Source organism: Arthrobacter sp. CJ23 (assembly GCF_024741795.1).
In the GTDB taxonomy this organism is placed as follows: domain Bacteria; phylum Actinomycetota; class Actinomycetes; order Actinomycetales; family Micrococcaceae; genus Arthrobacter.
Genome location: NZ_CP102950.1, coordinates 3,246,932 through 3,266,317, shown reverse-complemented (window position 1 = coordinate 3,266,317; position 19,386 = coordinate 3,246,932). Strand labels below are relative to the sequence as shown.

The 19,386-nt window shown below is 64.7% G+C and carries 18 protein-coding genes; 14 read left to right on the top strand and 4 right to left on the bottom strand.

Going from position 1 to position 19,386, the window contains the following annotated elements:
* Window positions 1–106: 106 nt before the first annotated feature.
* The 6 genes from NVV90_RS14590 (at window position 107) to NVV90_RS14565 (ending at window position 5,879) form a co-directional block, all read left to right on the top strand.
* Window positions 107–1,210 (top strand): ABC transporter ATP-binding protein, encoded by a 1,104-nt coding sequence (locus NVV90_RS14590; RefSeq protein WP_309304063.1) that lies wholly within the window; start codon window positions 107–109, stop codon window positions 1,208–1,210.
* The gene (locus tag NVV90_RS14585) at window positions 1,210–1,920 is read left to right on the top strand and encodes an ABC transporter permease (protein WP_258437990.1); all 711 of its coding nucleotides are present in this window, start codon (window positions 1,210–1,212) and stop codon (window positions 1,918–1,920) included. Before NVV90_RS14590 ends, NVV90_RS14585 begins: the two co-directional genes overlap by 1 nt.
* Window positions 1,920–2,666, top strand: a complete 747-nt coding sequence (locus NVV90_RS14580; protein WP_258437989.1) for an ABC transporter permease — start codon at window positions 1,920–1,922, stop codon at window positions 2,664–2,666. Before NVV90_RS14585 ends, NVV90_RS14580 begins: the two co-directional genes overlap by 1 nt.
* Window positions 2,663–3,613, top strand: a complete 951-nt coding sequence (locus NVV90_RS14575) for an ABC transporter substrate-binding protein (RefSeq protein WP_258437988.1) — start codon at window positions 2,663–2,665, stop codon at window positions 3,611–3,613. The genes NVV90_RS14580 and NVV90_RS14575 overlap by 4 nt, the downstream gene beginning before the upstream one ends.
* A 137-nt stretch (window positions 3,614–3,750) precedes the next feature.
* Window positions 3,751–4,971: a pyridoxal phosphate-dependent aminotransferase gene (locus tag NVV90_RS14570; protein ID WP_258437987.1), complete on the top strand. Its 1,221-nt coding sequence runs from the start codon at window positions 3,751–3,753 to the stop codon at window positions 4,969–4,971.
* Between the two features lie 53 nt (window positions 4,972–5,024).
* The gene (locus NVV90_RS14565; RefSeq protein ID WP_258437986.1) at window positions 5,025–5,879 is read left to right on the top strand and encodes a PPK2 family polyphosphate kinase; all 855 of its coding nucleotides are present in this window, start codon (window positions 5,025–5,027) and stop codon (window positions 5,877–5,879) included.
* A gap of 1 nt (window position 5,880) precedes the next feature.
* Here the strand turns inward: NVV90_RS14565 and NVV90_RS14560 are convergent, their stop codons facing one another.
* Together NVV90_RS14560 and xseA are read right to left on the bottom strand one after the other, a co-directional pair.
* Window positions 5,881–6,171: an exodeoxyribonuclease VII small subunit gene (locus NVV90_RS14560; protein ID WP_258437985.1), complete on the bottom strand. Its 291-nt coding sequence runs from the start codon at window positions 6,169–6,171 to the stop codon at window positions 5,881–5,883.
* An 18-nt stretch (window positions 6,172–6,189) separates the two neighbouring features.
* Entirely contained in the window at window positions 6,190–7,458 is a 1,269-nt protein-coding gene (xseA, locus tag NVV90_RS14555) for an exodeoxyribonuclease VII large subunit (RefSeq protein ID WP_258437984.1), read from the bottom strand.
* Between the two features lie 220 nt (window positions 7,459–7,678).
* Between xseA and NVV90_RS14550 the strand changes: the two genes are divergently transcribed.
* The 3 genes from NVV90_RS14550 to ychF all read left to right on the top strand — a co-directional run bounded on the left by NVV90_RS14550 (window position 7,679) and on the right by ychF (window position 10,809).
* A complete protein-coding gene (locus NVV90_RS14550; protein ID WP_258437983.1) occupies window positions 7,679–8,530 on the top strand; it encodes a hypothetical protein in 852 nt (283 codons plus the stop codon).
* Window positions 8,531–8,604: 74 nt separating this feature from the next.
* Entirely contained in the window at window positions 8,605–9,690 is a 1,086-nt protein-coding gene (locus NVV90_RS14545; protein WP_258437982.1) for a 4-hydroxy-3-methylbut-2-enyl diphosphate reductase, read from the top strand.
* 33 nt (window positions 9,691–9,723) lie between these two features.
* Window positions 9,724–10,809 (top strand): redox-regulated ATPase YchF, encoded by a 1,086-nt coding sequence (ychF, locus tag NVV90_RS14540; RefSeq protein WP_258437981.1) that lies wholly within the window; start codon window positions 9,724–9,726, stop codon window positions 10,807–10,809.
* A gap of 45 nt (window positions 10,810–10,854) precedes the next feature.
* Here the strand turns inward: ychF and NVV90_RS14535 are convergent, their stop codons facing one another.
* Window positions 10,855–11,634, bottom strand: coding sequence for an alpha/beta fold hydrolase (locus NVV90_RS14535; RefSeq protein WP_258437980.1), 780 nt, complete (start codon window positions 11,632–11,634; stop codon window positions 10,855–10,857).
* An 84-nt stretch (window positions 11,635–11,718) separates the two neighbouring features.
* Here NVV90_RS14535 and NVV90_RS14530 point away from each other — a divergent pair, with 84 nt between their 5' ends.
* Together NVV90_RS14530 and NVV90_RS14525 are read left to right on the top strand one after the other, a co-directional pair.
* Window positions 11,719–13,485, top strand: coding sequence for a GNAT family N-acetyltransferase (locus NVV90_RS14530; RefSeq protein ID WP_258437979.1), 1,767 nt, complete (start codon window positions 11,719–11,721; stop codon window positions 13,483–13,485).
* A 301-nt stretch (window positions 13,486–13,786) separates the two neighbouring features.
* Complete coding sequence (locus NVV90_RS14525; protein ID WP_258437978.1) at window positions 13,787–14,137, top strand: YfbM family protein; 351 nt, start codon at window positions 13,787–13,789, stop codon at window positions 14,135–14,137.
* 133 nt (window positions 14,138–14,270) lie between these two features.
* Here the strand turns inward: NVV90_RS14525 and NVV90_RS14520 are convergent, their stop codons facing one another.
* Entirely contained in the window at window positions 14,271–15,311 is a 1,041-nt protein-coding gene (locus tag NVV90_RS14520) for an LLM class flavin-dependent oxidoreductase (RefSeq protein WP_258437977.1), read from the bottom strand.
* 383 nt (window positions 15,312–15,694) lie between these two features.
* Here NVV90_RS14520 and NVV90_RS14515 point away from each other — a divergent pair, with 383 nt between their 5' ends.
* The 3 genes from NVV90_RS14515 (at window position 15,695) to NVV90_RS14505 (ending at window position 19,382) form a co-directional block, all read left to right on the top strand.
* Window positions 15,695–17,377 carry an ABC transporter substrate-binding protein gene (locus NVV90_RS14515; RefSeq protein ID WP_258437976.1) on the top strand — a complete coding sequence of 561 codons (1,683 nt, stop codon included), beginning with the start codon at window positions 15,695–15,697 and terminating at the stop codon, window positions 17,375–17,377.
* A gap of 135 nt (window positions 17,378–17,512) precedes the next feature.
* On the top strand, window positions 17,513–18,442 hold the full coding sequence (locus NVV90_RS14510) for an ABC transporter permease (RefSeq protein WP_258437975.1): 930 nt from the start codon (window positions 17,513–17,515) through the stop codon (window positions 18,440–18,442).
* Window positions 18,432–19,382: an ABC transporter permease gene (locus NVV90_RS14505; RefSeq protein WP_258437974.1), complete on the top strand. Its 951-nt coding sequence runs from the start codon at window positions 18,432–18,434 to the stop codon at window positions 19,380–19,382. Before NVV90_RS14510 ends, NVV90_RS14505 begins: the two co-directional genes overlap by 11 nt.
* Window positions 19,383–19,386: the final 4 nt, after the last annotated feature.

Genomic DNA, 19,386 nt, shown 5'->3' with positions numbered 1-19,386 from the left:
CTGGCTACGCTGGGTGAAGGTCATCTTTACAGCCGAAAATCAGAGTGCTTATGATCATTTGGCTCTACCGTTTGATGTTGCCGCCAACAGATAGGTAAGCCCGGGAATGGCTGAAGCCATGATTGTGTTCGAGAACGTGACCAAGCGGTTCCAGGGCGGCCAGCCTGCTGTGGATGCGCTCAGCATGTCCATCGACAAGGGTGCCATCACTGTATTGGTGGGTCCTTCCGGCTGCGGCAAGACCACCTCGCTCCGCATGATCAACCGCATGGTGGAGCCCAGTTCGGGCACCATCACGGTTGCCGGCCGGGATGTATCGCAGGAACCTGCGGCCCGGCTGCGCCGCTCCATGGGCTACGTCATGCAGTCGTCGGGCCTCATGCCGCACCGCTCGGTGTTGGACAACATCGCCACCGTGCCCCGGCTCAATGGTGTTCCCAAAGCGGCGGCGCGCAAGCGCGCGGCGGAACTGCTCGACGTCGTCGGGCTGGCTTCCGTGCTCGGCAAGCGGTACCCGTCCCAGCTGTCCGGCGGCCAGCAGCAGCGGGTGGGGGTGGCGCGGGCCTTGGCCGCCGATCCTCCCGTGCTCCTCATGGACGAACCATTCAGCGCCGTGGACCCGGTGGTGCGTGACGAACTCCAGCAGGAGCTCCTTCGGCTGCAGCGGGAACTGGCCAAGACCATCGTCTTCGTCACCCATGACATCGATGAAGCCACGGTCTTGGGGGACAAGGTGGCGGTCTTTGCGGTGGGCGGCAAGCTGGCGCAGTACGCCGCCCCGGAGGAGATCCTGCGCGCGCCGGCCAACGATTTCGTGGCCGCGTTCGTGGGGCGGGACCGCGGCTTCCGGCACCTGGCGTTCAACGCGGCCGACGCCGTGCGGCTGCATCCGGTGAAGACGGTTGACTCAGCCGTCCGGTCCCGGGACAGCGGCCCCCGCGAAGGGCCGGGGGAGTGGGCGCTGGTGGTGGATGCAGACGACCGTCCCCTGGGATGGTCCTCGCCCCGCGACGGAACCGGCCTGGTCCCCGGCGGTTCCCTGTTCCGCCGCGGCGATACCTTGCGGCGCGCCCTCGACGCAGCCCTGTCCTCGCCGTCCGGGCTGGGCGTGGCCGTGGACGACGACGGCAAGGTGGCCGGCGTGCTGAAGGCCGCCGACGTCCTGGCCCTCATCGAGGAAACCCGGCAGATCAGGGAAGAGCGTTCCTGATGGAATGGTTCCTGGCGAACAGCGGCATGGTGCTCGGGCTGGCGGGCCAGCACCTCGTCCTGGCCCTGCTTCCGATGATCCTGGGGCTGTTGGTTTCGATTCCGCTGGCGCAGCTGGCCCGCAGCAACGGACTTCTGCGCTCCATCATCACCACGGGCACGTCCCTGCTGTACACGATTCCCTCGCTTGCGCTCTTCATCATCCTGCCCTCCATCCTGGGCACCCGGATCCTTGACCCGCTCAACGTAGTGGTTGCCCTGACCATCTACGCCGTGGCCTTGCTGGTGCGCGCCGCCATGGACGCCTTCGATTCCGTGCACGACGACCTCCGGAAAGCGGCCGCGGCCATGGGATTCAGGCCGCTGGCGCGGTTCCTGCAGATCGACCTGCCCCTGTCCCTTCCGGTCCTCTTCGCGGGGCTGCGCGTGGTGTCGGTCAGCAACATCTCGCTCGTCAGCGTGGCGGCCCTCCTTGGCGTCGGAAACCTCGGGGTCCTCTTCACCGACGGGCTGCAGAGGACCTTCATTACGGAAGTGGTGGTGGGCATCGTCGCCATCCTGCTGCTGGCCCTGGTCATGGATGCTGTCCTGGTCCTGCTGGAAAAGCTCCTGACACCGTGGACCAGAGCCGCGGGCGGCCCGGCCAAGGCCGGCAAGGGGTCCGGGGCAGGGTTCACGGCCGACTACCAGGTCCATGCCGGGGCCGGCTGATGAGCAACGTTTTCACCGACACGCTCGCCTGGCTGGCCGACCCCGCGCACTGGGCCGGCAGCTCAGGCATCCCCACCCGGCTGGCCGAGCACCTGCTGTACAGCGGACTCGTGCTGCTCATCGCGGCCGCCATCGCCGTTCCGGTGGGGCTCCTCATCGGCCACACCGGCCGCGGCCGCGTGGTGGCCGTCGCCGTCGCCGGGGCACTGCGCGCCCTGCCCACCCTGGGACTGCTGGTCTTGTTCGCCCTGCTTGCCGGCAGCGGACTCATGCCGCCGGTCTGGGCCCTGGTCATCCTGACGGTTCCGCCACTGCTGGCCGGGACCTACGCCGGCATTTCCAGCGTGGACCGTGCCGTGGTGGACGGGGCGCGGGCCATGGGCATGACCGAGCTGCAGATCCTGTTCCGGGTGGAGCTGCCCAACGGGCTCCAGGTCATGTTCGGCGGCATCCGGACTGCCGTGCTGCAGGTGATTGCCACGGTCTCGGTGATGGCGTACCTGCCGCTGGGCGGCCTGGGCCGCTACCTGTTCGACGGATTCGTGCTCCGGGACTTTCCGCGCATGCTGGGCGGGTCACTGCTCATCGCGGCGCTGGCTATTGCCGTCGATCTTCTCCTGGCCGGTGCACAGCGCTTGCTCCTTCCGGCGGGACTTTCCCCCGATTCCAGCGGCGGCCAGCAGGCTGCCGGACGTTCCACAGCCGACGCACCTGCCGGGGCTGTTCTTCAAGGAGGTACAGCATGAAAACCCTTGTCCCCTCGACTGTCACCCGCCGGGGCCTTGGCGGCCTGGCAGCGGGCGTTGGCATCGCGCTCGCCCTGAGCGCCTGCGGCGGGAGCCCGCTCGCCACCCCGTCCAGCAGCGCCGCCACCGGCGGCGGAGGCCCCCTGGTGGTTGGTTCGGCCGACTTCCCGGAGAGCCAGGTCATCGCGGAAATCTATGCCGGAGCACTCAACGCCGCCGGAAGCACCGCCACTACCAAGCCCAACATCGGCTCGCGCGAAATCTATGTCAAGGCCGTGCAGGACGGTTCCATTGACCTGGTCCCGGACTACTCCGGCAACCTGCTCTCCTACGTGGACACGGCGGCCACCGAGGTTTCCGCCGAGGACGTCTACAAGGCACTCCCGGGTAAGCTGCCCGCGGATCTGGCCGTCCTTGAGCCGGCCAAGGCTGAATCCAAGGACGCCATGGTGGTCACCAAGGCCACGGCCGAGAAACACCAGCTGAAGTCCATCGAAGACCTCGCCAAGGTCTGCAAGGACTTCACCATGGCGGCCCCGGCCACCTTCGAAACGCGCGCCTATGGCTTCCCCGGGCTCAAGGCCAACTACAACTGCGTGCTCAAGGGCCTGAAGCCGTTCAACGACGGCGGCGGCAATCTGACCCTGCAGGCGCTGCTCTCCGATGAGGTGCAGGTGGCCGATATCTACACCACCACGCCCTCCATCGCCGATAACGACCTGGTGGTCCTGGCGGACCCCAAGAACAACTTCAAGGCCCAGCAGGTCCTCCCGCTGTACAAGAAGGCCAAGATGACGGACAAGGCCCGCGACGCGCTCAACAACGTGTCCAGGATCCTCACCACCGAGGACCTCATCAACCTCAACCGTGCTGTCAGCGGCGACCAGAAGCAGAACCCCAAGGACGCAGCAGCCGCCTGGCTGAAGGACAAGGGGATCGTGAAGTAGATCCCCGCCGCCTCCCTGGCGGAGGCCCCTGCCAAAGACGACGGCGGTGACCGTCCTTGCGGGTCTCTCGCCGCCGTCGTCGGGCCTGTGAGTGATGTCTCAGCTGAAGTGCATCCGCTATATGGCATATTTGATGGATGGCGAATTTCAAGCAGTCCACCAAGCTTCATAATGTCCTTTACGACATCCGTGGACCGATCCTTCAGGCCGCCCAGCAGATGGAGGCGGAGGGTCACCGGATCCTCAAACTGAACATCGGCAACCCTGCCCCCTTCGGCTTTGAAGCGCCGGACGCCATCCTGGTGGACATGATCCGCCACCTGCCCAACGCTCAGGGCTACAGCGACTCGCGCGGCATCTTCTCGGCCCGCACCGCGGTCTCGCAGTACTACCAGACCCGCGGCATCCAGAACATCCATGTGGACGACATCTACCTCGGCAACGGCGTCAGCGAGCTCATCACGATGTCGCTCATGGCGCTGCTCGATGACGGGGACGAGGTCCTCATTCCCACCCCGGACTACCCCCTGTGGACAGCCTCCGTGGCGCTGGCCGGCGGCAGGCCGGTGCACTACCTGTGCGACGAGGAGTCCGGCTGGCAGCCTGACCTTGAGGACATGGAAGCCAAGATCACGCCCCGGACCAAGGGCATCGTGGTCATTAACCCGAACAACCCCACGGGCGCCGTCTACCCGGAGGAGACGCTCAAGAAGGTCGTGGCCCTCGCCGAGAAACACGGCCTGGTGCTCTTCGCCGACGAGATCTACGAGAAGATCCTGTACGAAGACGCCGTCCACGTGAACCTCGCCAGCCTCACGGGCGACGACGTGCTGTGCCTGACGTTCAGCGGCCTGTCCAAGGCATACCGCGTGTGCGGCTACCGCGCCGGCTGGATGGCCATCTCCGGGCCGAAGAAGGACGCCGCAGACTATCTCGAGGGCATCAACCTGCTGGCCAACATGCGCCTGTGTGCCAACGTGCCCGCGCAGCACGCCATCCAGACGGCGCTCGGCGGCTACCAGAGCATCAACGACTTCATCCTGCCCGGCGGCAGGCTCCTGGAGCAGCGCAACAAGGCGTATGACCTCCTCAACGCCATTCCCGGTGTCAGCACGCAGCAGGCCAGGGGCGCCCTGTATCTGTTCCCCAAGCTGGACCCCGAGGTTTACCACATCCGCGACGACGAGAAGTTTGTCCTGGACCTGCTCAAGGAACAGAAGATCCTGGTTTCCCACGGCCGGGCCTTCAACTGGGTGCGCCCGGACCATTTCCGCATGGTCACGCTTCCCAACGTCAAGGACATCGAAGAAGCCATCGGCCGCATGGCGGACTTCCTGTCGCGGTACCCCGGCAACTAACCTGAGTGCAATGCCGCCCCGCCCAGGGCCGCGGCAACGTGCGGAAGGCAGCCATGGCCGGAGTAGTGGAGTTCAAGCAGCATCCCTCGGAGACGCTCAAGATCGGCGCCGGCTTTGAGCTGTCCGGCATCGACCCCGATTCGACGCCGGGCTACACCGGCAATAAGGCCGATGGCCAGGCCCTGCTCGATGCCCAGGACACACGGCTGGCAGAGCTGCAGGAGAAGCTTTTCGCCGACGGGAAATTCGGCGGAACCAAGCGGATCCTGCTCATCCTGCAGGCCATGGACACCGCCGGAAAGGGCGGGATCGTCAGCCACGTGGTGGGCGCGATGGACCCGCAGGGCGTGCAGCTGACAGCCTTCAAAGCCCCCACTGAGGAGGAGAAGGCGCACGACTTCCTGTGGCGCATCGAGAAGGAAGTGCCCCGGGCGGGCATGGTGGGGGTCTTCGACCGCTCGCACTACGAGGATGTGCTGATCCACAGGGTCCATGCGTGGGCCGACGCTGCTGAACTGGAACGGCGCTGCGCCGCCATCAACGACTTCGAAGCCAGGCTGGCCGAAGAAGGCACCGTGGTGGTCAAGGTCATGCTGCACATCAGCAAGGAGGAGCAGAAGGCCCGGCTCCTGGACCGCCTCGATGATCCCGGCAAGCACTGGAAGTACAGCACCGGCGACCTGGCAGAGCGCGCCCACTGGGACGCCTACCAGGAGGCCTACACCGTGGCGTTCGACAAAACGTCAACGGCCTTGGCGCCCTGGCACGTGGTGCCTGCGAACAAGAAATGGTACGCCCGCATCGCGGTCCAGCAGCTGCTGCTGGCGGCACTGGACGGACTGGACCTCGCCTGGCCGAAGGCGGAGTTCGATGTCTCGGCCGAGCGGGCCCTGGTCCTGAAGAGCTGAGTTACCCGGCTGCGGAGCCGGTTTCCGTGTCGCTTCCGGTGCTGGCTGTGTTGGCGCCGGCGCCTGATCCCGAACCGGCCGTGTCCCGGGCCGAGGCAAGCCTGCGCCGGGCGCCCTCGAGCCACTCTTCACAGCGCTGAGCCAGGGCCTCGCCGCGCTCCCACAGAGCCAGGGATTCCTCCAGGCTGGCCCCGCCGGCTTCCAGGCGGCCCACCACGGCCACCAGCTGCTCGCGGGCTTCTTCGTAGCTCAGCCCGTCCAGTGCTTCGTGGGTTTCGTTGCTTGCGGTCATGGAGAGTTCCTCTTCGTTCTACTTCGATGCTGGCTGGGACGAGACCGCGGTGAACCTGCCCTCGGCCACGCGGATGGCCAGTGCCGTGCCGGCGGGCGCCTGCTCCGGGCTGGTGACCACGGTGTGGCCTCCGCCGTCTGCGCCCACCAGCTGGACCACCGAGTAGCCGCGGTCCAGCGTGTTCTGCGGAGACAGCGCGCGGACCTGTGCACGGAGGTGCTGCACCTGGTCCAGTGCACGGACCACGGCGGTGCTAACCGAGGCATGGGCGCGTTGACGCAGCCGGTGGACGTCCTCGGCTCGCGCCGCGACCATGCTCTCCGGTGCGGCCAGGGCCGGGCGGGAGCGCAGCGAATGCAGCCGCTCCGCCTCGCGTTCCACCAGCCGGCCGACGCTGCGCCGCAGGTACTCCCGGGCCTGGCCCACCATGGCGAGTTCCTCGGCGACGTCCGGGACGATCCGTTTGGCGGCGTCGGTCGGAGTGGAAGCGCGAAGGTCCGCGACGTCGTCGAGGATGGGCCGGTCTGCCTCGTGGCCGATGGCGCTGACCACCGGGGTGGAGGCGGCGGACACGGCGCGGACCAGCTCTTCGTTGCTGAAGGGCAGCAGGTCTTCCAGGGCACCGCCGCCGCGGGCCATGACAATGACGTCAATGTGCGGATCGGCATCGAGATCCCGCAGGGCACCGATGATCTGGGCAACTGCCGTGTTGCCCTGGACCGCCACCTCGCGGACATCGAACTCGACGGCGGGCCAGCGGAGCGCGGCGTTGCGCAGGACGTCCTTCTTGGCATCGGAATCGCGGCCGGTGATGAGGCCGATCCGGTGGGGGAGCAGGGGGAGGCGCTTCTTCCGGGAGTCGGCGAACAGTCCCTCCGCCGCAAGTGCCTGGCGGAGCCGTTCGATGCGGGCCAGCAGGTCACCGAGGCCCACCGGTCGGATGTCCTTGACGGACATGTTGAGGCGCCCGGTCTTGAGCCAGAATTCGGGTTTCACCAGGGCAACAACCCGGGAACCGCGTTCCAACGGCGTCGACTGGCGGTCCAGGACGTTGGACCAGACGGAGGCGGGCAGGGAGATCTCGGCGTCCACATCGCGCAGGGTCAGGAACGCGTTGCTGCCGCGCCTGTTCAACTCAATGACCTGGCCTTCGATCCAGGCCGCGGGGGCACGTTCCACGTGGGCCTTGAGCTTGCTGGAGAGCAGCTGAAGTGGCCAGGGGTTCTCCGGGCTGGTTTCCGCGGCTGTGCCAGGCAGCGTTGATTCGGGCAGGGCGTCAGCGCTCATCGCGGCCGGTCCCGTCTGCCTGTTGCTGCTGCATTTCTCTTGTCCTCGCTGCCACGGCACCGGAACCCGGCACCCAGCCTGCACTGTCTGCCCCGATGGGGGAGGATCCGGCCGGCCTTCCAACTCTATCCATAGCTTTAGCACCCAGCTCCGACATTTTTCCCATCCCCGCAGCCCGCCATAGGATGGCAGATACGCCCTCCCGATCCTGAGGACCCCCTTGCGCACGTTTGTATCTGCCGCGGCAGTGATCCTGTCCCTGTTGCTCACCGCCGTGGCTGTGCCCACGGCCTGGGTTGACTCCAACATCGTCCGCGAGGACGGGTTCGTCCGCCTGACCGCGGCGCTGGGCAAGGACCAGGCCTTCCAGCACAGCCTGGCCACGGCCGCTGTCGGAAGCCTTGAGTCCTCCATCGAGCTCCCCGCGGCCGCAGAACAGCTGGCCGCAGGCATTCTCGAGGACGCGGCCGCCAGCATGCAGTCCTGGCCGGAGTTCCCGGGCGCCTGGGATGACACCATCCGGAAAAGCCACCAGCTGAACTTCACGGATCCTTCCAGCGTCACGGAAGAAACTCCGGCACCCACGTCCCTGATCCTCGACGTCGGCCCCTTGGTCGGACTCATGGCGGCGCGTCTGACCGCGGCCATCGGACTGCCCCTGGACGTGGCGGATGCTGCCTTGATCAACATCGGCGCACCCTCGCAGCGCCAGTTGGTGGAACGGGCGGCCGCTTTCGCGCCGCTCTGGTGGGTGCCGGCCCTGGGCGCGCTCGTCTCGCTGTGCCTCGCCTTCGTTGCTGCCCGACGCCGGTCCCGCTTGGCCGTCTTCGCTGGTTTCGGCTTCGCTGTGGTTGCCGCCGTCTGGACGGTTTCCGCGGGGATTGCCACCGCAGTGGTGGGCGGCATGTCCAGCGGAAACCCTGTTGCCGAGGTGTTCAAGCGTGAGTTCATGGCCGCGTGCCAGGCCGGTTTTGGGCAGTGGGTTGTCCTGGCCCTCGCGGGGGCCGCCGGAATCGCTGCCCTGGGCGCCGTGGCGTGGGCTGTATCGTTCGGCCGCCGCAGGGCTGTGTGACCCCAGGACCTTGCGACTGCCGCACAGCCTGAGCCGGTGTCCGGGGCGTGAAACGCTGACGGTAGCATTGAGGGATGAGCAGCTCAGCAGTTTCCATCCCGATGCCCACCGTCCCCCGCAGACGGCGATCACCGGAAGAGGTGTTGGCTGCGGCCCCGGTCAGCGGCCCCAAGAAGGTCCTGCTGGCGGCCCCGCGCGGCTACTGCGCCGGCGTGGACAGGGCGGTCATCGCCGTCGAGAAGGCCCTGGAACACTACGGTCCGCCTGTCTATGTCCGCAAGCAGATCGTGCACAACGTGCACGTCGTCAGCTCCCTTGAGGAGCAGGGCGCCATCTTCGTGGATGAGACCGACGAGGTGCCCGAGGGTGCCCTGGTGATCTTCTCCGCACATGGCGTGTCACCCGCCGTCGTCCAGTCTGCCGAGGACCGCGGGCTGCGCACCATCGACGCCACGTGCCCGCTGGTCACCAAGGTCCACCGGGAAGCAGTCCGCTTCGCCAAGGAAGACTATGACATCCTGCTGATCGGCCACGAAGGGCACGAGGAAGTCGAAGGAACCGCCGGCGAGGCCCCGGACCACATCCAGATCATCAACGGACCGCACGAGGTGGACAAGGTCACCGTGCGGAACCCGGAGAAGACCATCTGGCTGTCGCAGACAACCCTGAGCGTGGACGAGACCATGGAGACGGTCCGCCTGCTCAAGGACCGCTTCCCCACGCTGCAGGATCCGCCCAGCGATGACATCTGCTATGCCACCACCAACCGGCAGGTGGCCATCAAGAAGATCGCCCCGCAGGCCGATCTGGTGATCGTGGTCGGTTCGGCCAATTCCTCCAACTCCGTCCGTCTGGTGGAAGTTGCCCTGGAGTACGGTGCCAGGGCCTCCTACCGTGTCGACTTCGCCAACGAAGTGGACGAACGGTGGTTCGAAGGCGTGGCCAGCGTGGGGGTCACCTCTGGCGCCTCCGTTCCAGAGGTCCTCGTCCAGGATGTGCTGCGCCTGCTGGCCGACTACGGCTACGGCTCGGTGGAGGAAGTCGTCACAGCGGAGGAAGACCTGCTCTTCTCCCTTCCCAAGGAACTCCGCGCCACGCTTAAGGCAGCTGGCGACGTCACACGTGCCCTCGGCGGGCGCGGGGGCCGCGAAAACTGCTAGGGCGGCCAGCTCCAGCGGGTAGAATCAATCCTCGTGGCTCTTACTATTGGCATCGTCGGACTGCCCAACGTCGGCAAATCAACTCTTTTCAACGCACTGACCCGCAACCAGGTGCTCGCTGCGAACTACCCGTTCGCAACGATCGAACCCAATGTCGGCGTCGTGAACCTGCCGGACCCGCGGCTCCAGAAGCTTGCGGACATCTTCGGCTCCCAGCGCCTGCTGCCGGCCCCGGTGTCCTTCGTGGACATCGCCGGGATCGTCAAGGGCGCATCGGAGGGTGAAGGCCTGGGCAACAAGTTCCTCGCCAACATCCGTGAGGCCGAGGCCATCGCCCAGGTGGTCCGCGTGTTCGATGACCCCGACGTCATCCACGTGGACGGCAAGGTGGATCCCCGTTCGGACATGGAAACCATCAACACCGAGCTGATCCTGGCTGATCTGCAGACCATCGAAAATGCGATTCCGCGGATCGAAAAAGAAGTCAAGATCAAGAAGCGGGAAGCCGCCGAACTCGCTGCCATCAAGGCCGCCCAGGCCGTGCTGGAACGCGGCGACACCATTTTCGCCTCGATCAAGAGCGACAAGCTTGAGATGGGGCACCTCAAGGAGCTCAGCCTCCTGACGGCCAAGCCCTTCATCTACGTCTTCAACGCGGACGAAGGCATCCTGGGCAGCCAGGAGAAGCAGGACGAGCTGCGGGCCCTGGTTGCCCCGGCAGACGCCATCTTCCTTGACGCCAAGCTTGAGTCCGACCTCGTTGAACTGGACGAGGAAGAGGCTCGCGAAATGCTCGAGATGAACGGCCAGAGCGAATCGGGCCTGGACCAACTGGCCCGCGTCGGCTTCCACACCCTTGGCCTGCAGACCTACCTCACCGCCGGCCCCAAGGAAGCACGCGCCTGGACCATCCGCCAAGGCGACACCGCCCCGCAGGCCGCCGGCGTCATCCACAGCGACTTCCAGCGCGGCTTCATCAAGGCCGAGGTGGTCTCCTTCGAGGACCTCATCGAGGCCGGATCCATGGCCGAGGCGAAGTCCCGCGGCAAGGTCCGCATCGAAGGCAAGGAATACGTGATGGTCGACGGCGACGTGGTGGAGTTCCGCTTCAACGTGTAATCGGGTTCCGCTTGAATGTGAGCAAGTAGCCGAGCGAATCGTCGCTTAGCCTCGACGGGCGACATCCTGGCTCAGAATTTTCGGCCAGGTTTCGACATCTCCTGGGGTGCGGGCGACCGTCAGCGTTGCTTGAGGGAGCAATGCGGCAAGGGATTCCGCGGTTGACAGCGGGTGGCCCGGATCACCGACCCACGCCAGGATTGTCGTCGGTACGTCGATTCGTGCGACGGCCTCAGGAGCAGGCAGATCGCTCAGTGCCGCGCCTCGAAACAGCGACGGCAAGAGGGCATCGGCGACGTCGGGCACCGTCTCCGGCGCACCAATTGTGGCCGGCGGCGGTGTTGCTCCGCGCGTGGTGGCGAGGAATGCCTCGACACCGTCAGCTTCGATAAGCGCCGCGGCAACCCGGTAGTTTGCAGCCTGTGCAGATCGGGTTTCCCACGCGGTGGGTGGCACCATAAGGGTGAGCCCGGTAAAGCGGTCTGGTTCGCGGGAAGCGGCGTGCAGGAGCGTGCCGGTACCCATGGAAGGACCAACTCCGTGGACACGCTCGCCTGGGAACCAGTGATCGAGCAGTCGGAGGAGATCGTCGGCGAGGCTTTGCCATTGATAGTCCTCGGGGACCTTCCGCCCCGTCGACCGGCCATGGCCGCGTGCGTCGTACCGCAGAAGCCGGGTTCCACTAAGCCCTCGACCGAGGTCGAGGTTGAGCACCCGATCGCGCGCGCGGCTTGAGGTAAGGCCATGCAGCTGGACAATGGGGTGTCCACCTTCGTCGCTCAAAACAACCGCAAGCTCGGCTCCGGGAACCTCGAAAGTGGGCATCAGGCTCCTCGTTTCGTGACTGACCGCGTCACCTTAAGCGGCCGCGTTGAGCATTCAGGTTATCTGGGGCGATAGGATGCTGCCATGCGGCTGACCAACGTCTCGCACCTGCGCCTACCGTTCGGACGACTTTGGGGCTACGACGTCAGTGCGTCTGCGCTCAGCCGGCGCCTTCCAGTGTCTTTTGACCAGCGGCTCCATGTGGGGGCAGGCGAGCGCCCCGGCTCTTGGATGGCATTGTCTTTTCGGCTGCCTGCTCCAACTCGTCGTGAGTCACTGGCCGATGCCTGGCTGGCTGTCATCGCCCGTCATGGCACACTGCGAACGGCATTCGTGCCCGGTGCGGATGGTGATCCGGAGCTTCACGAAATGGATATTGCTCCGGGAACCTGGGTCGAGCATCAGATATCTCCGGGTCAGGCTGTCAATGACGCGGTGCGGGACATTCTCGATGCCGCATGTTCGCCATACGCACGGCCCTCACACCGGCTGTGCGTATTGGAGACTGCTGCTGGATTCACCGTCGTGATTGCCGCCGACCACGCCCACGTCGATATGTGGTCGATGCTGGTGATCGCGCGCGACCTGCTGTCGGCGCTCGACGCTGGGACGCCGGGCCGTGAACCATGGCCCGGGCCAGCGCCGGCATTTGTTGAACACACGCAAGCACTGCTGGATCGGAATGCGGCGCCGGACCACGTTCGTCGCCGATGGGAAGACATCATCGGGGACAGCGGCGGCGTAATGCCGCAATTCCCCCTGCCCCTGGGTGCGCCCGATCCGCAGCGCGAGCGTGTAGAAGTGCGCGATGTATTCGATCTCGACGACGGTGCCGCCTTTGCTGCGCAGGCCCGCAATGACGGTGTCTCGACGCTAGCACTCGCTGTGGTTGCGATGACTGCGGTGACCCGCGAGTTGGCGGGAACCCCGCTGCGAGCCGTTTTTCCGGTGCATAGCCGCTTCGACGACAAATGGCATGACTCGGTCGGCTGGTTCATTACTAATTCGGTACTTGAGTCGGCGGTCGCCGAGCCGCGCGCTGCGGCGGCAGCGGTAAAAGAGGCTGTGCAGCTCGGCTCGTGGCCGCTCGCGGACGTGCTGGCTCCATGGGGCGGCATGCCTGTGGCTCCTGGTATGTTCGCGATCTCCTGGCTGGACCTGCGCAGACTGCCGGTGCGTATCGACTCCGTCGGACTCGACGCCCATTATGTGAGCGCGACAATCGACACCGACAGCGTCATGCTTTGGTTCATCCTGGACGAGTCCGGTTTGCATTTGAGATGCCGTTATCCCGACACCGTTGAGGCTCGAGCCAACGTCGGCGGATGGCTTGATCTGCTGGTCGCTCGTTTGCAGGCAGATGCTCGATCCTCGGTTCGAGGACTGCTGCGGGTGGGGGGCCGGACCTTCAGGCTGGAACGGGCGGGGCGCGATGATGTTGAGGCCATCGCCGCGCTGCTGTCTGATGATCAGTTCGGTCCCGATCGTGAGTGCGTCGGGCTCGAACGATACGAGGCGGCCTACAACGTGGTTGTTCGCGACAGTTCCAACTATCTTGGGGTTGTCCGCAATGGTGCCGATCGCATCGTTGCCACGATGCAATTGACGGTCATTCCGGGTCTTTCCCGGGGTGGTTCTTCCCGACTACAGATCGAGGGACTGCGAGTTGCGGCCGCGGAACGTTCACATGGCTTGGGCACCGCGATGCTTGAGTGGGCACACAATTTTGGGCGTGCGCGTGGGGCGCAACTGGCACAAGTAACCACAGACGAAGCACGGGAACGGGCTCGAGCCTTCTACACCCGACTCGGATATCGGACTGCCCACGTCGGGCTGAAACGGAGCATTTAGGTGCTCGGGCAGTAAGGGACGGAGTCCCTGGCACTGGGAGGAGCTGGCCCTCGCTGCCAAGGAACCACAAGGGTTTATCCACATACCCGAAGGCGGCGGTTACGTGCAGCCCGCAGTCCGGCGATGCTTGGCGAATGGGAATCAGATACTACGCGTACGCATTCGACGGCAACCTGACCGATCAAGCCCTTGCCATCCTCTCAGCTTTCTCTCCGATGATCCGCTCGCCGATGCATGGGGATTCGAACACGGTGCCACGATCAGCACCCCGACGTTTGAGCAAGCGGTGCCTTATCGGAACATGCTGTACCTCGACAAAGCATGGCGGCATTTGCAGTGCCCCACTGCACCAGCGGAACCAGACCCGATCGCCCGTCCTGCCTATCGGATGTTCGAGGGCGCAGTGGTCATGAACGACATGGGTTGGGAGCCTTGGGTGCGGACATTGACCCCACCGGAGGTTTTGGGTGTCGCGAGGGACCTGGAAGATGTCTCTGACGAGGACGTGGAGTCGCGGCTGCGGGAATCGCATTGCTTCAGTCGGGACTTTGATGGTGAGGTCGACTATGTCGTGAGCTACCTTCGGCAGGCGCGGACCTTTACGGCGAACCTCGCTGCTGAGGGACGCGGCATGGTCTACATGGTCGGATGATGCCCGCCATGACCACGCCAGGTCCGCAAGACAAGCAGACAGCCCCGGCAATGATCCGTTGGTCCCCGGTGGATTCTCGGTCTCAGCGTGCGCTTCAAGGGGCTTGCAGTGGCCGCGGGCAGTCGGGCAACGCCTACCCGGCCGGGGACCAACCCAGGGCGGGGCCCAAGGTGGTGGCGATGTCGGTGAGGATCTGGACGTAGTCCTCATGGTCGAAGCTGAAGGGCAGCGCGAACGCCACTTCGTCGACCTCCTGGAATCCCGCGTGTGCGTAGAGCTGTTCCGCGATCTGTTCGCTGGTGCCGATGAGGTCGGGGGCGAACAGCATCCCTCGTGGCCCCTGCGGCGCCCGGGTCCGGGGCGTGCGTTCATCGACGTATCGCTGGTACTTTTCGCGCTGGTTCGCTGACGCCGAATCGGTCGGGATCACCACCAGGCCTTGCGATACGCGGGCGGCTCCGTGCGGTTGGGCTGCTGCCGCGGCAGCTTCACGGTAGGCGCGGATCTGTGATTGCTGGATCTGGGCAAACACCGGTTCCTGGTTCGTTTCGGGGAAGATCACGCTGCTGGAGAGCAGGTTGAATCCGTTTGCCCCGGCCCAGATGGCCGATTTGTTGCTTGCCGCCCCATACCAAAGTCGGTCACGCAGCCCTGAGGAGTGCGGCTCGACGCGGTTGGAGAACTCCTCGACGACGCCCTGCTTGCCGGAAAATTCCCGGACCGGTTCCCCGGCAATCAAACGCGCAAGCCGCTCCACCCGGGCGTAGCTGAAGTCCTCCAGGCCGGCGGAATCCGGGTGCAACTCCTGCTTCACCGTGTCGTAGTGCATTGGTTCGCCGACGCTCAGGCCCGGATTGATTCGCCCCCCGGCGAGCAGATCTACGGTGGCCAGGTCCTCGGCCAGGCGCAACGGGTTTTCCCAGCCCATCGGGGTCACAGCGGTTCCAAGTTCGATCCGGGAGGTGCGTTGGCTGGCCGCGGCCATGACCGCAATGGGGGAGGAGATTCCGAATTGAAGATGGCGGTGGCGCAGCCAGGCGCTGTCGAACCCAAGCCGCTCGCCCAGTTCGATGACCTGCAACGTCGATTCGTGGCCCGCGGCCGGATCCACCGGATCGAACAGGCCGATAGTGAGGAATCCAAGCTTGCGCAACGGTCGGGAGGAGTTGGGCATGGGCTTCCTTTAGTGATCGGTGTACGGCTGATCTTCATGGTGGGCGGGGGCCAAAAGGCGCGCCTGGGAAACGGTGCGAGGTTACCCTTCGAGTCATCTGTTCCCCTGGAACCGGGGTTTTTGCTTGCCGGATATCATGCCTGTCCTGCTGTCAGACAGGCGAATACTACCATCGGGTAACTTGTGACTTGAAATTTCGGAGACTTTACGCAAACTGTCAGGTTGCGGAACGGTTACAGTTTGGCAATTGTGTTCCACATTCCGGACTCAATGTGGTTAGGCTTACACATACATGTAGGCAACGTCACAGTAGGAATCTGTGCTTGCCTCGGGGGGAAATCACGAATTTTCCTTGACCAACTCCACGACTAATAGGAGGCGGAATGCGTTTCTCGCGCACTTCCAAAGCTCTCGGCATTGCGGCAATCGCCGCTCTGGCCATCACCGGATGCGGCGGTGGCTCCGGCACCACCGGCTCCACCCAGGCAGCAGGCGACCCGAACAAGATCATCACCGCCTACAGCAACGAACCGCAGCACCCGCTGCTGCCGGCCAACACCAACGAGGTGTACGGCGGGCGCGTGGTTGAGCTCCTGTTCGAAGGCCTGACCAGCTACGACCCCAGTGGCAAGTCAGTCAACGCTATTGCTGAGTCCATCGAGTCTCCTGATGGACAGAACTACACCATCAAGGTCAAGAAGGGCACCAAGTTCACCAACGGCGAGGAAGTCACCGCCAAGAGCTTTGTGGACGCCTGGAACTATGCAGCTCTGAGCACCAACGTCCAGGCCAACAGCAGCTTCTTCGAATCAGTCGAGGGCTACGCTGACGTGAGCGCCACCAAGAAGGAAACCGGGGCCGACGGCAAGGAAGTCGAAACGCCTGCCCCCACCGCGCAGACCATGTCCGGCCTGGTGCTCAAGGATGATTCCACCATCACGGTGAAGCTGTCCCAGCCGGAAGCCGACTGGCCGCTCCGCCTCGGCTACAGTGCCTTCATGCCGCTGCCCTCCGCCGCACTCAAGGATCCGAAGGCCTTCGGCGAGAACCCGATCGGCAACGGCCCGTACAAGATGGCCGCCACCGGCGCCTGGCAGCATGACAGCCAGATCGCCCTCGTCAAGAACGCCGACTACAGCGGCCCCCGTGCTGCCAAGAACGGCGGCGTGACCTTCAAGTTCTACACTGACCCGGCTCCCGCCTACACGGACATCCAGGCCAACAACCTTGACGTCACCGACGTCCTGCCGACGAACGCCCTCAAGACGTTCACCACGGACTTCCCGGACCACAACCTCAACAAGGCCTATGCAGGCAACTCCACCCTGAACATCCCCGGCTACCTGCCGGAGTTCCAGGGCGAAGCCGGCAAGCTGCGCCGCCAGGCCATCTCCATGGCCATCAACCGCGAGGAAATCACCAAGGTTGTCTTCAGCGGCACCCGTATCCCGGCCAAGGACTTCACCTCTCCGTCGGTTGACGGCTACAACGACAACGTTGCCGGTTCCGATGTCCTGAAGTACGACGCCGCCAAGGCGAAGGAACTGTGGACCAAGGCTGAAGCCATCAACAAGTGGCCTGCAGACAAGACCCTGCAGCTCGCCTACAACACCGATGGCGGCAACAAGGAATGGATCGACGCCGTTGCCAACAACCTGAAGAACAACCTCGGGATCAAGGCCGAGGGCCAGCCCTTCGCCAAGTTCGCTGAAATCCTGAACCTGCGCAAGGCCAAGACCCTTCCCGGTTTCACCCGCGCAGGCTGGCAGGCCGACTACCCCTCGCTGTACAACTTCCTGGGCCCGCTCCTGAAGACCGGTGCAAGTGCCAACTACGAGGGCTACAGCAGCGCTGAATTCGACAAGCTCCTCAATGAGGGCCTGGGCGCCAAGTCCACTGCGGATGCCAACGCGAAGTTCACGAAGGCCCAGGAAGTCCTGTTCAAGGACCTCCCCAACCTGCCGCTCTGGTACTCGGCCCGCCAGGCCGTGTGGAGCCAGAACGTTACCAACGTTGACTCCGGCTGGAACGGTGTTCTGCAGTACTACAACATCACCGCCAAGTAGTCCTTCAGGAACCAGTCCAAACTCAATAAACCATTGGGGGTCCGGCCACGGCCGGGCCCCCATGGCCTTGAATCCGGCAGGAAAGCTGTCCCATATGAATCCCCTTAGTTCCACCAGTGCCTCGGAGGTGCAGCTGTGATCCAGTACATCCTCCGGCGCTTGCTCCAGGTCATCCCGGTCTTCCTGGGAACCACCCTGCTCGTTTATTTCATGGTGTTTGCCCTCCCGGGTGACCCAATCGCCGCGTTGTTCGGCGACCGGCCCCCGAGTGAGGCCGTCATTGCGGCTTTGCGCCAGCAGTACAACCTTGACCAGCCCTTCTGGGTCCAGTACGGGCTGTTCCTCAAGAACCTCTTCACCCTCAACCTCGGCGTCGACTTCACGGGCCAGCCCATCGCGGCCACCCTGGGCCGGATCTTCCCGGTCACCGCGATGCTTGCCGTTGAAGCACTGATCATCCAGGCCGTCTTTGGTGTGGCCTTCGGCCTGGTGGCCGGTCTGCGCCGCGGCAAGATCTTCGACTCCACCGTCCTGGTGGCCTCGCTCGTCGTCATCGCCGTGCCCACGTTCGTCCTGGGCTTCGTCCTGCAGTTCGTCGTGGGCGTGCAGCTGGGCTGGGCCAAGCCCACGGTCGGTTCCAACGCTGACTGGGGCAGCCTGCTCCTTCCCGCCACGGTGCTCGGTCTGGTGTCCTTTGCCTACGTGCTGCGCCTCACCCGCGCTTCGGTCATTGAAAACATGAACGCGGACTACGTGCGCACAGCTACCGCCAAGGGCTTGTCGCGGCCGCGCGTGGTCCTCGCCCACATCCTGCGCAATTCCATGATTCCCGTGGTCACCTATCTCGGCGCCAACCTGGGCGGACTCATGGGCGGCGCCATCGTCACGGAGGGCATCTTCAACGTCCCGGGCGTCGGACAGAAGCTGTACCAAGCCGTTCTCCGCAGCGAAGGCCCCACTGTGGTCGCCATCGTCAGCATCCTGGTGCTGGTCTTCGTGTTTGCCAACCTGTTGGTCGACCTTCTGTACGCCTGGCTTGACCCGAGGATCCGCTATGAAAAGTAACCGCCAAATCGAGCACTACGTTGCTCCGATCGACGAAACCCCGCTGCTGGCCACCGACACCCTGAAAGTGGACGCCGCCCCGCTGAGCCTGTGGGCAGATGCCTGGAAGAAACTCCGCCGCCGGCCCCTCTTCATCATTTCGGCGCTGATGATCGCGCTGCTGGTAGTTGTGGCCCTGTTCCCCGGGTTGTTCACGCAGACGCCGCCGAACAACAATTGCCAGCTCGCCGACTCTCTGGCAGGGCCCACTGGAGGCCACCCCTTGGGCTTCACCTTCCAGGGCTGTGACATCTACTCGCGCATCATCCACGGAACGCAGGCTTCCCTGACCGTCGGCGTGTTCTCTGTTATCTGCGTTCTCATCATCGGCGTTACCTTCGGTGCGCTGGCCGGCTTCTACGGCGGCTGGATCGACGCCGTGATCGCGCGTCTTGGCGACATCTTCTTCGCCTTGCCGCTGGTCCTCGGCGCCCTGGTCATCACCCAGCTGCCGTTTTTCCGCGAAAACAAGAGCGTATGGACCGTTGTCATGGTGATCGTGATGCTCGGCTGGCCCCAGATGGCCCGTATTACCCGAGGCGCCGTCATCGAGGTCCGCAATGCCGACTTCGTCACTGCAGCGCGCTCCCTTGGTGTTTCGCGTATCGGCTCCCTGATCCGCCACGTGCTGCCCAATGCCCTGGCGCCCATCATCGTGCTGGCCACCATGGAGCTTGGCGTGTTCATCGTGACCGAAGCAACGCTGTCCTTCCTGGGCATCGGCATGCCCGGGCACGTCATGTCCTGGGGCAATGACATCTCGGCTGCACAGTCAACCCTGCGGACCAACCCCGAGGTCCTGCTCTACCCCTCCCTGGCCCTGTCCGTCACGGTTCTGAGCTTCATCATGCTGGGCGATGCCCTGCGTGACGCCCTGGACCCCAAGAGCCGCCAGCGATGAAGGA